Origin of the sequence: Fulvivirga sp. (assembly GCF_040218215.1) — a bacterium.
In the GTDB taxonomy this organism is placed as follows: domain Bacteria; phylum Bacteroidota; class Bacteroidia; order Cytophagales; family Cyclobacteriaceae; genus Fulvivirga.
Window position 1 is genome coordinate 180,882 of the sequence record NZ_JAVJQL010000008.1, and the last position, 15,227, is coordinate 196,108.

10 protein-coding genes are annotated in these 15,227 nt (G+C 38.7%); 4 read left to right on the top strand and 6 right to left on the bottom strand.

The genetic code is table 11. From position 1 onward, the window contains the following. Positions 1–43: 43 nt before the first annotated feature. Positions 44–916, top strand: coding sequence for a hypothetical protein (locus RIB54_RS02965; RefSeq protein WP_350099208.1), 873 nt, complete (start codon positions 44–46; stop codon positions 914–916). Beyond that, positions 913–2,256 carry a sensor histidine kinase gene (locus RIB54_RS02970; RefSeq protein ID WP_350099209.1) on the top strand — a complete coding sequence of 448 codons (1,344 nt, stop codon included), beginning with the start codon at positions 913–915 and terminating at the stop codon, positions 2,254–2,256. Before RIB54_RS02965 ends, RIB54_RS02970 begins: the two co-directional genes overlap by 4 nt. Positions 2,257–2,465: 209 nt before the next feature. Here RIB54_RS02970 and RIB54_RS02975 read toward each other — a convergent pair whose 3' ends face one another. Beyond that, entirely contained in the window at positions 2,466–5,045 is a 2,580-nt protein-coding gene (locus RIB54_RS02975; protein WP_350099210.1) for an ABC transporter permease, read from the bottom strand. A gap of 1 nt (position 5,046) precedes the next feature. Next, complete coding sequence (locus tag RIB54_RS02980) at positions 5,047–5,379, bottom strand: PadR family transcriptional regulator (protein ID WP_350099211.1); 333 nt, start codon at positions 5,377–5,379, stop codon at positions 5,047–5,049. Between the two features lie 125 nt (positions 5,380–5,504). Here RIB54_RS02980 and RIB54_RS02985 point away from each other — a divergent pair, with 125 nt between their 5' ends. Together RIB54_RS02985 and RIB54_RS02990 are read left to right on the top strand one after the other, a co-directional pair. After that, the gene (locus tag RIB54_RS02985; RefSeq protein WP_350099212.1) at positions 5,505–6,182 is read left to right on the top strand and encodes an alpha/beta hydrolase family protein; all 678 of its coding nucleotides are present in this window, start codon (positions 5,505–5,507) and stop codon (positions 6,180–6,182) included. Between the two features lie 9 nt (positions 6,183–6,191). Beyond that, the gene (locus RIB54_RS02990) at positions 6,192–8,342 is read left to right on the top strand and encodes an ATP-binding protein (RefSeq protein WP_350099213.1); all 2,151 of its coding nucleotides are present in this window, start codon (positions 6,192–6,194) and stop codon (positions 8,340–8,342) included. Here the strand turns inward: RIB54_RS02990 and RIB54_RS02995 are convergent. From RIB54_RS02995 to RIB54_RS03010, 4 genes are all read right to left on the bottom strand, one after another. Then, positions 8,339–8,602 (bottom strand): hypothetical protein, encoded by a 264-nt coding sequence (locus RIB54_RS02995; RefSeq protein WP_350070010.1) that lies wholly within the window; start codon positions 8,600–8,602, stop codon positions 8,339–8,341. The two genes, RIB54_RS02990 and RIB54_RS02995, sit on opposite strands and share 4 nt — an antisense overlap. 132 nt (positions 8,603–8,734) lie before the next feature. Further along, positions 8,735–11,833, bottom strand: a complete 3,099-nt coding sequence (locus RIB54_RS03000) for an ATP-binding cassette domain-containing protein (protein WP_350099214.1) — start codon at positions 11,831–11,833, stop codon at positions 8,735–8,737. An 89-nt stretch (positions 11,834–11,922) separates the two neighbouring features. Further along, the gene (locus RIB54_RS03005) at positions 11,923–14,514 is read right to left on the bottom strand and encodes a M1 family metallopeptidase (RefSeq protein WP_350099215.1); all 2,592 of its coding nucleotides are present in this window, start codon (positions 14,512–14,514) and stop codon (positions 11,923–11,925) included. A gap of 23 nt (positions 14,515–14,537) precedes the next feature. Continuing rightward, positions 14,538–15,224 (bottom strand): SDR family NAD(P)-dependent oxidoreductase, encoded by a 687-nt coding sequence (locus RIB54_RS03010; RefSeq protein ID WP_350070002.1) that lies wholly within the window; start codon positions 15,222–15,224, stop codon positions 14,538–14,540. Between the last annotated feature and the right edge of the window lie 3 nt (positions 15,225–15,227).

The window sequence follows — 15,227 nt, forward strand, 5'->3', positions numbered from 1 at the left end:
GTTAATTTTATGAAAGTTATCCAGAGACATTTAAAGACATCGGATGAAGCCTGACCTACTTTTTAACCGCCCCTCACTTTCTTATAAAGACAACCGTGTTTATAGGATTTTTAATATCATGTCCGTTCTGACAATCATTGTCCTTCTCATTATAACCGTGTTTTTACTAAGCATAGGAGCCATCACCCCCTTCTGGATTTGTATGGGCGAGCTTGTCATCTTCATTTCCCTGATGGTTGCGCATGTAAAAGGACATTTTATTATTTCAAGGTATATCTTTTTCAGTTTTGCCATTCTCATGCAGGTGGTGGGCAGCTTATACCATGGCGAGAATGGCGGCTATGATTTTCTGTTCTTGACCACCGCCTTCTGTCCGGTGTTGTTTTTTGAGAAACGGGTTCACTATCTGTCCCTGTTTATTTTAAGTATTTCAACTTTTATGGTCGTCAAGATATTATATGCTCATATTGAACCCCTTATACCTTTTGAAAAGGCACTCGTCCCCTACTATCTCAATATTGTACTCAGTACACTGCTGATCTACTTTTGCTTTGACCTGTTTAAATCTGAGCACCTGAAATATGAAAAGGTGCTGAATGAAAAAAATAAAAAAATCAAGCACCAGAAGGAAACGCTGGCAACCACCAAAACGCAACTGGAAGTGCTTCTGGAAGATAAATCTAAAAAGTTGGAAGTACAGAACCTGGGTATTAGCAAATATGCCTACCTTAACTCACATCGGGCACGAAGTCCATTAGCAAGGATTCTGGGACTGGTTAACCTTACCAAGTTTGAAGATCTGAATGATGAAGAAAAACGGAGCTATTACTTTACTGAAATAACTGACAATGCCAAAGAGTTGGACACCGTGCTAACAGAAATAAGTGAAATCTTAGATAAGGACTTAGAGGTGTGAGAAGCTACAGATTGAAAATAGTGCTGCATCTCATTTTTATAGTGCTGTTAAGCCTTACTACTTTCTATGTGCTCATGGAAACGGGCTTTTGGCTTTTGTGCATCTGGCTAATTCTTGGAGTTATACTTATTTCCGCAAGTTTAATTCGCCTGTTGGAAAGGCATCAAAAAGAGCTGAAAAATTTTCTTTTGGGTATTCAGCAAAATGACTTTACCAACTCCTACTCCAATACCAAAACAGGAGAAAAGAGCAACGAGCTCCACATGGCCTATAATGCCATAATTGGTAAATTCAGGCAGCTAAAGCATGAAAAGGAGTCGAATTATCATTTCCTGCAAACTATAGTGGAACACTCAATAGTACCAATGATCGGGTATTATGAAGATGATGAGCGCGTCACTTTGATTAACGATGCTGCCAAATCACTTTTCAATAAACCCTTCTTCAAAACCATAAGTGCTGTAAAATCAATTGATGCAGACCTGTATCATTTGATCCTTAAACTTAATAGTGGTGAAAAGGAATTGATAAAGGTGTTTATTGGCAATGAGTTGCTCAACCTGTCTGTGATGGTGAAGGAGATTAAAATGGAAGACCATTTGTACAAGCTGGTGTCATTTCAGAACATCAATCGTGAGTTGGAAGCCAATGAGTTGGAGTCCTGGCAAAAGCTGATCAGGGTGCTGACCCATGAAATAAAGAATTCGGCCATTCCTATTTCTACGCTCACAGAGGTTGTCAATTCCATGATTATAGATAACTCCGGCCAGCTTAAAGACCTTTCGTCACTAAAACAAGATGAGCTTGATGACCTGCACATAGGCTTAAAGACGGTAGAAAAAAGGAGCAAAGGCCTTGTGAACTTTGTTAACGCTTATGGGGAGTTATCCAAACTTCCTCAGCCTGATTTTAAGGAAACCGATATTAAAGAAGTAATTGATTCGGTAGTAAACCTGCTAATTACAGACCTTAAAAAAGCCAATATCGATCTGAAGGTCAATGTTAAAAAGCACAAACTCATCATAGATGCTGAGTTGATAGAGCAAGTACTGATTAACCTCATTAAAAACGCCAGGGAAGCTTTGGCCAATACACCTGAGGGCACCATCAAAATAGAGTCGATTAAACTCAATGACAGGTTTCAGGTAATTGTAGAAGACAATGGCAGTGGCATAGAAAAAGAGAAATTAGAGAATATTTTTATTCCTTTTTACACCACCAAAAAAGAAGGCTCAGGCATTGGCCTGAGCCTTTCTAAACAAATTATGCAGGCACACAAGGGTGCCATTCATGTGGCATCAGCCGAAGGACAAGGCACAAGATTCACACTGTCCTTCTAGCCTGAACCCGATAAATCATTCAAATAAGACTTCCCTTAAAACATCATCTCGTCCCGAAAATTATCGTAAAGTGATCCCTACCTAATAGTCAAGAGATACCTGCCTTTGCCGGCAGGCAGGCCGGATAAATAAAGGTTTTTTAAAATGTAAACCTTTATTTTCCGGTATGACGGTCGATTTTATTAATCGAACTCAAGGTTCTAGCCTTTTCATTCAGTTCGTAAATTATCGGCAGGGTTCTTTTTTGATACCCTGTAAATCTGGCCACCCACGGTTATTGCAAAAGCTATGACCATCAGCAATATGGCTATCACAATGGGGTAAGCCGTAACACCCGGTGCATCAGGGTAAATAGATTTAACCATGCTACCCATATTGATTACGCCTAGAGGGGCGCCTATGACAAAAGCTATCGTTAATATCCATACATAATCCCTATTGATGAGCCCCACAATGGCCGAGAGGTTGGCGCCCAGTACTTTGCGCACACTAAATTCCTTCATTCGCCTGTTGATGTTAAAGGTGACAAGGCCATAAAGTCCCAGGCAGGCGAGAAACAAAGTGATGCCTGCTATGCTGCTGATAAGAATAACATTTGATCGGTTTTCATCATAGAAATCGTCCATCACTTTGGTTTGATAAATACCTTCAAAAGGGTCATCAGGAGCAATTTCTTTCCAGGTTGCTTTAACATCTTCCATGGCTGCTGTCTTGTCGCCTTCTGTTGTTTTCATGGTCAGGTAATTAAACCCCGTCTCAAATTTGGGAATAAAAGCCACCGGAAATGCTTCGTGGTAATAATTGTCCGTTGCAAAATCTTCAACCACACCTATAACCTCATACCGCACACTATCATAATAAAAATGGCTTTTAAGCGGCTCAGTCCATTTCATTTTTCTGACAAGCCTTTGAGAAACCACAGCATTATTGACATCGCCCTTTGAGCTGAAATAACGCCCTTCCAGCAATTTCAAATCCAGTACATCCAAATAGTTTTCGTCAGTCATGTAGATATTCGACTGTAGTTCGGTTTCAGCATGTTTAACCACTGATATTCTATTATAAGGGCCAATGTGTCCAAAAGAACCACTAACAGCTTTAACCTTAGGGTTTTCTAAAAGCTTATCATGCAAGGCAGTATAGACCTGATTGTTATTGATTGGCACGGTTATCACATCCTCTGCTTCATAACCCCAATCGGCATTGACCAATTGCATGCTCACATCTGTAAAAACAAAGCTTGTGACAATGGTAAAAAAAGCAATGACAAATTGTAGTGTCAATAATATCCGGCTAAAAAGCGACTTCTGGCCAAACTTCTGATTGCCTCTAAAAATGGTGATGGCCTGGAATTTAGAGATATAAAAAGCCGGATATAGCCCTGAAGCCAAGCCCACAAAAACCAGCAATACGCCAAAAAAGAGACCCATGTTCAACACTGAAGAAAATGAGAACGGTATGACAATAGGAAGCAGGCTATTAAAACCGGGCAAGAAAAGGAAGTAACTAATCAGCACCCCTACTCCGATGGCTATCAAACAAATGATGACATTTTCAATTAAGAACTGTTTGATTACCATGTTTCTTGTTCCACCCAATACTTTTCGCATTGCAATCTCTTTAAGGCGTTTGGCAGATGAACTCACGGAGATATTAACGTAATTGGCACAAGCTAAAATCAGCAGTAAAACAGCTATGACGGACAATAATATACGGCCTGCAGGATGCCCGCCTCCTATTACACTGCCTATAATTTTGTGATTGTTCAAAGAAACATCATTCATGCTCATCAGCTCAAAAGACTTTGACTGCATTTCGGCCTTGGAGTCATTTTGAAGTTTTACCATTGGCGGAAATTGGGATTCAACATCAGTGATGTTAGCATTTGCAGCTAACGTTAAGAATAGCCCATCCGTTAGGTGAGACCAGTCATTTCTTATATCTGGATTCTGGTCAAAGTAACTTTCAATAGATATGAGCACCGGTGGCGCAAAACTGGCACCGTTAGGAAATTTCTCAAAGACCCCGCCAATAAAGTAGTTGTAAATGGTGCCATCATCATATTTAATGGAAACCTGTTTACCAATAGGGTCTTCATCCCCAAAATACTTGACTGCTACACGCTTACTAAGAAAAATTTGTGATTTATCATTTAACACCTCCCTGCTGCCAATTTCGATAGGAAAATCAAAAATTTTAAGGAATTCAGGATCTGAAAAATAGATGAACTCATTAAAGACCAGGTCATTAAATCTCATATTTCCTGATCCATACTCTATCCTTGTCAGTGCTTCCACCCCGGTTATGTCTTTCAACGATGCCTCCATGGTTATGGGCACATCGCTCCACTGCTGGTTTTGCCCCTGGGCATTTACAGTATTGATAACCTGATAAATACGGTCTCTTTTTGAATGGAAATTATCCATATCAAGAAAGAAATTGACAAAAATGTAAGATGTTATAGCGGTGCCTACGGCAAGGGCAAGGCCCAAAACGCTGATGGTTGAAGTAACCTTATCTTTGACAAGGTTGCGCATTCCGGTTTTAAAATAATTTCCAATCATAGCTGTGTTGTTAAGTGTTTTATTTTGAGTTGTTGTTCTTTTAATATTTGACCACCTGCAAAACCTGATGACATCCCAGATAAATTTTCTCCTTGCCACTGATATACCTTCTTTAGACACCCTACTGTCAAAAAGCTCATAGGCATCGCCTTGAATTTCTTCCAACAGGTCCGGGTTGCAATACCAGCTTAAAAATCGGTCCGCCCATTTAGGTGGCTGATGCATCTTAAGAAAAATTAAATGAGATTTGTGGTATCTGGTTGTAGAGCTGACTCCTTACTTGCATAGATTCATCCAATGCTTTCTTTCCCAGATTAGTAAGGTTGAAGATTCTTTTTCTTCGGCCTCCCCTTTCTTTGGTAGCCCCACCCATTTCAGATTTGACCAGGTTCTTGGCCTCCAGTCTTTTTAGTACAGAATGAATTGCACTTATATTAAGGTTTCTTCCTGTCTGCCGCTCTATTTCTTCCATAACTGCCACACCATATGCCTCCTGATATAAAGCCCCAACGGTTAATAAAACCAGCTCTTCCAATTCACCGATGTATTCGCCTTTCATAAAATTTTATTTGTTATACAAACGTGAATATAATGTATTAGTTTCACTTTTGTATAATTAACATTCTGGTTTGTTTGCGCAAAATTTGCACCTTTGCACATTGATCAATTTTTAAATTGATGTGCTTGGCCAATTTCACCTTTGTTTCAACCGATTATGGTGCTGTTGATTTGATAATCAACAGCAGCAGCAAGGCAGAATATATTCTGCTTTTGGCCCATGGTGCCGGTGCTGGTATGACCCATCCTTTTATGGAACAAGTGGCTGAAGCTTTTAGCGAATCCATTTTCACAGTAGTAAGGTTCAATTTCGCTTACATGCAAAATGGCAAGAAGCTCCCTGATTCTCCTACAAAAGCCCATCACGTAATTGAAAAGGTATACGAGTTTGCCCTAAAAAATTTACCTGATCTACCAATAATCCTCTCTGGCAAATCTTATGGCGGAAGAATGAGTTCACAGTTTACAGCCTTAAACAACACTGACATTTTTGGTTTGATCTTTTTTGGGTTTCCCTTGCATGCCATGGGCAAACCATCAATTGATCGGGCAGATCATCTCAAGGAAATTTCAAAGCCCATACTTTTTCTTCAGGGCAGCAGGGATAAGCTGGCTCAGCTAGATTTGATGAAAGATGTTGCCGCTAAATTGCCTCTGGCAAAACTGCATGTTATAGAAAATGCTGACCACTCATTTAATATTCCAAAAAAATCAATTATTAATAATCTATCTGTTTTTCAAGTGTTTGTAAACGAAGCCGTTACTTGGATTACACAAAATACCTCGTTAAATTATTCCGTTTAAAGCATATAGATGCTAAGATATTTACTCACCATAATCTCACTACTTGCAAGCCCACTATTGTTGGCTCAAAAAGCAGACAGTGTAACCGTCAGAAATTTTAGTACTGGTGACTATAAAGCGGCAGCTATTAACTATAGCGGGGTGATGGATTCTAATGGTGATTTATACTTTGCCAATGAAAACGGCATCTTAAAATACGATGGCAGCGAATGGGAAATTATTCCCATAGTCAACTTCTCAGCAACGTATTCCATACACATAGGCACGGATGGAAGATTTTATATTGGAGGGTATGATGAGTTTGGCTATTTGGAAAAGGATTCTTTAAACCACTATAAATACACTTCCTTAAGAGGTACGGTATCTGAGGAGACTGAATTTGGTACATTTTGGCAGGTAGAAACTATTGACAATAATGTGTTTTTCTCTTCATACCAAGGCCTGGTAAGGTATGACGGTGAGAGTGGAACCCATATTGATATTAAAAATGCAGGGATTCTTACAGTTGATGGTAATCTGCTTGCCAGCAAGTTTGATGGAGGTATTTATAGCATAGAAAGTGACACTGCTGTTCTTCTCAACGATCAGTACACCTGGAAAGAGGATAATGTCTATGTGGCACTTCCTAAAATTGACAACGACTCCACCTATTTAATGTTCACTTCTCAAAATGGCATTTATGAATATTTTCCTAAATCAAATACAATAATTCCATTTGCAGAATCAACACATAAAATATGGAAAAAAAGTGGCATATATGATGCGCAAATATTCAGAGACAGCCTTTATGCTATTTCAACATGGTACAGTGGGCTTAAATTGATGAATGCGGAAGGTGATGTAGTGAAGACCATTAATAAGTCCAAAGGGCTGCAAACCAATGAATTACGCGATTTTATCATCGACAAAAGAGGCAATGTATGGATTGGTAGTATTTTGGGTGTGAGCTACCTTCAATGGCCGAAAGCATACCCGGAAAAGGGCTACAAGCCTTCAACATCAATAACTGAGGTGACCTCAAAGTATGATATTGATAATACCTTAACATCTTTAGAATTTCACTTTGCCACTCCTGGCTACGACAAGTCTGACCTACAGTACGCCTACTATTTAAAAGGTTATGATCCTACCTTTAGTGAATGGAAAAGTGACATTAAGAAAGAATATACCAATCTTGATGGTGGTGAGTATAGCTTTGAAGTAAAAGCCTTACTACCTGATGGAACCGAAACGGCTGTGGCCAGCCATGCTTTTACTATTCCTACCCCATGGTATAAAAACAAGTACTACTATGCCATTGGTATTGTAATAATGGGCTTAACAATTGCTGGTTTCTACAGGTACAGAACAGGCAGGCTAAAGCGCTTGAACAGAAGGCTTGAGACCATTATTCATAACAGAACAAAAGAACTTATTCTTCAAAGGGAGCAGCTGAAAGAAGCCAATGAAGATCTGATAGTTGCCAATACAGAACTTGACAATTTCGTTTACAGGTCTTCTCACGATTTGGTAGCCCCATTAAAGTCCCTAAAAGGGCTGATAAACCTGGCGCAGTTGGAAAACCCTGGTGAAAACCAGAAGCAATACCTGAGCATGATGAATACCAGTGTTGCTAAACTTGAAGATTTTATAAAAAGCATTATGGAGTATTCTATCAACGCAAAAAGGGAAGTATCTTCCGAAGATGTTGCTTTTGATGCTGTCATTTCCAGTGTCTGCGATGATTTGAAATACTATGACAATGCCCACAGGGTTGAGCTTATTAAGAAATACCCTACAGATCTGGTGATTAAATCAGATGAAAAAAGATTGAAAATAGTACTAAGCAACCTTATCACAAATTGCATCAAATATCATAACTATGAGCAGTCAGAGCCTATTGTTAAAATATTGGTAAATCAGGATTTAGAAAAATGCACCACTTCTATAGAAGTAGCCGACAATGGTATGGGTATCGATCAACAGCATCTCGACAAAATATTTGATATGTTCTTTAGAGCTTCTAATGACAAGGCCGAAGGTTCCGGACTGGGCTTGTATATTGTAAAAGATACTGTAGGCAAGCTGGGTGGACATATTTCCGTTACCTCGCATTTAGGGGAAGGAACAACTTTTACCCTAACCTTGTATGATTCTATCAATACAATGACAATGGCTTAATCTTCACTGTCCTTATTGCGCTGATACTTACCTGAAGCAATATCATCAAGTACGCAGGCAATGTCATTGTAAAGCACCACTCCGCGATCATCAAGGGATGAATCCTCTGCCTTTTTCTTAAGGTAATTAAATGTCTTCTTAAGCACTTTTACCACCTCATCATCCTCTTCATTTTTAGTGCTTCTTATAGCCCTATTAAGCTCTTCTTTCAAGTCATTGAAGTGAGCTTTAAGCAGAAGGTCAGACATAGACTTCTTCATAGTTGAAAAAATTATGGTTTATAACTTATCAGGTGCTTTGGAATTCAAAAACCAGGATAAGTTGCCATCAACGGCTGACAATATAGTATTTAAATGAATAAATACATACTCAAAAGCCTATTTTCAAAGATTTTAGAACTGTGGTGTGGACTTTCTTCTTCTTTCAGTAAGTGCTTTTACTACCCTTTTAAGTGCATCAAAATACAAAGTTATAAAGAGGAATAAACACATGGCCCATATAATACTAATGTTAAAGTAAAGTGTGTCAAAATGCTGCCCCATAAAATGTTTTACAGGCACATAAAAGTTGGCCCTGAAGTCAAAGAAATTAGATGGCTTATGATCTGTAAAATAGATGGGATCAATTTTCCTAACCAACCTATTATCAATATTAATCACCCTAAATTCTGTGGTATTGTTTCTTAAGGCCGATATTATTGCCTCATTCTGATAAACCAATCTTGTAGAATCAAGTGCCTTCTTATCTTCTGGGGTGTTTGTCAGTTCATTAATTAATGCCTCCAATTCATGTTCGGCCTTCACAAACCTGTTAACATAAAATTGTTTCAAGGTACCTATAAAGCGGTCTGTTTCCTTAAAAGTGGCAGAATCAAACCTCTCAATAATAAGTCTGTCAAACCGATTAAACTTATCCTGACCTACAATCTCCAGTTCATTGGAAAGCTCATTTCTTAATAGAGATAACGAATTTCGCATTTCCTCTGCCATTTGCGGATTGAGTTTAAAACGAAGGTTGTTAAACACAAAAGAAAGCTCAGACTCCAGGCGTGGCAAATAATAGAGCTTCTTGTACTCAGCATCAGCCATTCTTTTATCCAAATCATAAAATTGTCTCTCATAAGGATTATCCTTATACTGAGTAACCAATGCAGCTTCAAATGCCCACCTTGAAGCCATAACCTCTCCTACCGCTGGCACACCATCCATAGTGGTCACCATTGGATTAAATTTATCAAAGTTGATAACTACACCACTCAACAAAAGTTGAGGGATCAGTAAAATAGGGATAAGAATATAGATAGTTACAGCAGAATTAAAAGTAGCCGAAATATTGAGCCCGAGCATGTTTGAGAAACAAGAACAGCTGAACAGAATTAACCAAAAGCTAATGCCCATATCATGCAGACCCAGCACCGTATTGCCTACCAATACGAATGAAGCCGTTTGAATGGCCGATATACCAAACAGAATTAAAATCTTTGACAGCAGATAGCTACCCTTGCTCAGGTTTAAGAAACTCTCTCTTTTCCGGATTTTCCTATCTCTAAATATTTCCTCCGCACTGACAGTCAGCCCCATAAACAGTGCAACAATAATACTCATGAAGAAATAGACTGGTATATTATCATTCTGAAAGAATGTATATACCGGGTTATCAACTTCAATAGTGGCATAATACCGCACCAAGAAGGTCATAAAAAGTGCTAGCAAGGGCGCTTGCAGCAGGTTGATAAACATATATTGCTTATCGGAAATTTTAGATAGCACATCCCTTTTTATAAAGACTTTGAGCTGCTTTAAGAAATTCGGTATTTTCTGCGTTACCCTTATGGTCTCCTTTGTATGATTGATCTTGAGACCTTTATTGTATTTTCTATAATACTGATACCACTGACTAGGTGAAACTTTTCTTGTTTTGGTCAGTCGCCCAAACTCGTTAACAATTTTGGTTTCTATAATGCTAAATATTTGCTCCGGATTAATGTTTCCACACTCAGGGCAAGAGCTTTGGTTTTTATTGGCAGCATCAACTATCTCTTTAAAGTAAGTGATGGCCTCAACTGGATTTCCATAATAGATTTGATATCCGCCAACATCCAAAATCAGCAAATCATCAAACATTTTGAATATGTCAGAAGAGGGTTGATGAATGACTACAAAAATCATCTTACCTCTCAAAGATAATTCTTTGAGTAAATCCATGATATTCTCTGAGTCTTGCGAAGACAACCCGGAAGTAGGCTCATCTACAAAGAGAATGCTGGGCTCCCTTAACAACTCAAGACCTATATTTACCCTTTTTCTCTGTCCACCACTTATGGTTTTATCCAATGGGCTTCCAACTTTCAAATTTTGAATTTCACTCAAACCAAGATTCAACAAGACCTTTTCAACCAAAGCCTCTGTCTCTTCCTTGGAATACTGACTGAAACATAAGCGCGCAGCATAATAGAGATTGTCAAAAACACTCAATTCTTCCATTAACAGGTCGTCCTGTGGAATATAGCCAATGACTCCTTCAACTAACTCAGGGTTCTCATGAATGTTGATACTGTTAACAATAACTCTACCCCCTGATGGTTTTTCAATACCATTAATTACACTCAGGAGTGTTGATTTTCCTGAACCACTGGCGCCCATTATACCAATAAGTTTACCTCCGTTAACTGAGAAGTCCACGTTCTGTATACCCGCCTTTCCAGACTTAAAATGATAAAAAAGGTGCTCGGCAGAAAAGGTGATGTTTGTCCGGCTTCGCGAAGTCAGGAACCTGGAAACTACATCACTATAATATACCGTCTCAATCTTGTCCCCTCTTATTGTACTGCCTGTTGGAAAAATATCGATCTTACGGCTTTTGAGTGCAATACCATTTACATACAATGTACTGATTCCCAAATACTTAATAAAGTAGGTTTCAATTTCTGCCAGTCTAAAAATAGCAATGAGACCCGTAAGGTTTTTGGCAATTATTCTGGGGCCTTTGGTCTTTATTTCTCCAGAACCCTCATCAACAATCAGAATATCCTTGGAAGACAGTTCATCAAGGTCTTCTCCCATTACAAAGGTTTTTAAAGACGAAATGTCCTTTCTAGAAATCTTAAGTGCTTCACCGATATAAAAAATCAGATTATCCTGACGCTCAGAGATCATATGATCGGCATATACCAATTCAATAATCTTTACGATCAGAACGATCTTTTGCTGAGCTGTAAGGGCAAGGTTTACCTTCTTTACAATGGCCATAATACGTGACCAGTCCTCTACGAACTGCAAAGTCTCGTCATCTACATCAAGCTCATCTTTCTTCTCTTCTACCTTATACTCTGTGCAATGATTATCAAACAGCTTGAGGTAATACCCTGAAGATTCCTGATTTAGATGAACGGCCAGAAACTCTTTTATATTGGCTCGTTCATCTTCGGTAACACGTTCTCTGGCTACAATAGCAAATAGCTGAATAATAGCTTTCAGTAACTCTTCACTCATCTCTTTTCAAACTGTTTTACAAAGACCACTTTAAATAATAAAAGGTTACTGACCCAAACAACGAATATCCGATAAAAATAGAAGTAAAATTAATTTATAACAACCTGCCCTTGAGACTCCTCCTGAATTTCAGCAATTCTCAGCAGTATATGAGTGGATTGCAATATCTTATTTTTCAGGTCATCAGGGTAGTCATGGTGCCTATATAAGAACTGCCTGACCATATCACTGGCATCTTCGCTCTGATGTCCCCAAAATGTAGCATCAAGCCATCTTTTAGGGAAAAATATGTCACCTGTAATCTTTATTTCTTCTAATAATTCAAGGCTTGGCTTAATATATTTAAGGGCTGATTTTTGCCTTAAAGGATGATGCAGATTATGAACAGCAGTTAAAACCCAATCTTCATTTTCCCTGTTCTTCGGTTCCTTCAACGATTCGAAAAAGGTATCCCTCTTTTTCTCATCATTACTTACCGATGGGGCCACGAACTTCAATTTATCTATTCTGTCTTTATTGCTCATTCTGGATAATTGATGATCTATAAAAGTCTGCGCGCTATCTGGTAGTCTAAGTGCCAACTCATAGGTGATATTGATAAAATCATCCTCTGATAAATCAATCTCATTTTCCGAGTTATCACCCCATAGATTGTAGAGCAGACCAGTACCCGCTTGGGTAGAGACAACAGCATAGTAAGTTTTAAAAAAACTGTTCTTAAGATTGTCATTTTTAGCATTCACGGTCATATTAAAGAGTACCCCTTCAATTTTCGCTGCATACGCAGCCCTTTGATCTTCGGTAAGCAGATTCCAGAAAATTTCCTTAAGCCTGCTATTCAGGTACTCAATAATTAATGGTTCCGTTTCTTTAGCAAGCGACTTTAATAGCGACTCCAGATATTTTGTTGGAGCAATGGCCGACCCAAGTACCAATTCATACATATTAATCCAAAGGGCACCTCTTAACACAGAAGATTCAATACCGTTGATATTACTTAGATAATAATCAATACTGGAAGGCCCCATTGAAAAATACCCATAACCCATTCCAGAATAATTTGTAAAGAGATAATCAGGGTCAATTAGTGAATCAATTTTTAACTCCACAAATGCGCTGGCGACCTGATAAGGCACCTGCAAAAGTGTATCTCCTTTTCCCAACCCCATCACTAATGATTGTGGGTAATATTTATTGTTATTGGTGTTATTGGTGAACAGTTTAACCCTTAACAGGTTCTTCTTTTCCACATCCATCCTGTACCTTATTTCAGGCATCCGAGCTGATTTAACCCACTTATCATTCCAATCTTTCAGGTTCTTATCTGTATTTTGCCCCATAATGGCAATCAAATCGTCCCAACTCGCATTATCAAATTGATACTTTGACAAGTACTCCCTAATACCTTTTTGAAAGGCTTCTTCACCAATATTTCGCTCAAGCATTTGCATTACAATTGGTGCTTTCTGATAAATAATGCTTCCATACAATGAGCCTGCATTTTTTAGGTTATCTAAATTCTGGGAAATTGGGTGGGTGCCATCGGTCCTGTCAACCTCATAGGCCGAGGGGTAATGAGCCATTAAAAATTGTAATTCATGATTAATCCCGTTGAATTTTGGCCTCACAATTTTAGCAGCCATAAAGTTGGCAAATACCTCTTTCAGCCATACATCATTAAACCAGGGCATCGTTACCAAATCACCAAACCACATGTGCGCTGTTTCATGGGCAATGAGCCTCCCCCTACCTATTTGCTGATTTATAGTGCTTGTTTTACCTAAAAGTAATGATGAGGCTTTATAAAATATAGAGCCGGGATGCTCCATACCGCCATACTGAAATGAAGGCAGTAACACAAAGTCGAATTTTTCGAAAGGATATTTAATTCCCGTATACTCCTCAAGCCAGTTTAATGACTCTGCATGCCATTGAAATATTGCTTCAATATTATTTGCCAGCTTTACTGAATCAGTTTCGCGATGAAACATAGTCATCATCCGTCCATCTACCTCCCGTTCAATTTTATCAAATCTGCCAGCGGCAAAAGCGAACAAATAACTGCTGATATTCTGTGATGCTTTGAATTTATAGTGTTTCCTATTTTGTTTTTCATCAACACTTTGCTGTGGGCCATTAGTTACAGCCTCCCAACCTTTAGGCACCACCAGGCTCAATTCATAAGTCGCCTTTATATCAGGCTGATCAAATAATGGAAAGCACGTAGAAGCCCGTTCTGGCACAAACAGTGTATAAAGATATTCTTCATGTCTGTTGAGCGACTGCTCTCCGGCCACAAAGTCAATATTGATGGTGTTTGATTTGTTAAGATCTTGGGCATTAATTACAATATGCTCCTTATCGATTTGTGCTTCTACTACTTTTCCGTTAGCACTAACCTTCTTTATTAGGTCAGAAGGTGCATTAAAATCAAGGATGAGGTCAACTACCTCTGCCTTATAGGCAAAATTAAGCTCAAGGCTGGCATTAATCTGCTGCTTGTCATCTTCAGGAATGTTAAACTCCAGTTTATAAACAACATTTTCAATGTTAGCTTTTCTGAACTCTGCCAGTTCTTTGGAAATACCCGGATCCAATAGATGATTTGGCTGTTCTTTACAGCTATATATCAAACCACTGATAAGCAGTAAAATATAAAACAGATATGATTTTCTGATCATACCCTAAACTTATAAAATCTAATTTAAAAACTTCTTACCGTTGACATACCTCCATCAACTCCAATAACCTGACCTGTGATCCATGAAGATTTATCAGAGATTAAAAACTCAACAATAGAAGCAATATCTTCTGGCTGGCCAACCCTTTTCATGGGGTGCCTTTCTCCGGATTTTTCAATCTTCTCGTCAGATGACAACAACTTAGAGGCCAAGGGTGTATTGGTGACTGAAGGAGCCACGGCATTTACTCGTACTGCTGGCGCTAACTCTGCAGCCAGTGACCTGACCAGGCCTTCTATAGCTCCCTTTGAAGCTGCTACTGAAGAATGAAAAGGCATACCCTGACCAACTGCTACAGTGCTGAAAAGAACAATGCTTCCATTTGAAGACTTTTTCAGCTTAGCCAGGTTGGCTTGAATTGATTTAACCGCTCCAAGTACATTTAAATTAAAGTCATCAATAAAATCCTTTTCACTTAGCCTATTAAAAGGTCTTAAATTGATGCTCCCCGGGCAATAAACCAGACTATCCAACACCTCTCCCTCATATTCATAAGCATCAGATGTTACATCAGACTCAACCTGGTTTACGGATTGGTTCAAATCCCCGGATCGTGATCTAGAAACTGAAGTTATATTATTGCCGCTAAGGTTTTGGACTAGTTGAAATCCAATGCCTTTGCTTCCACCTACTATTAAAATATTCGCCATGTT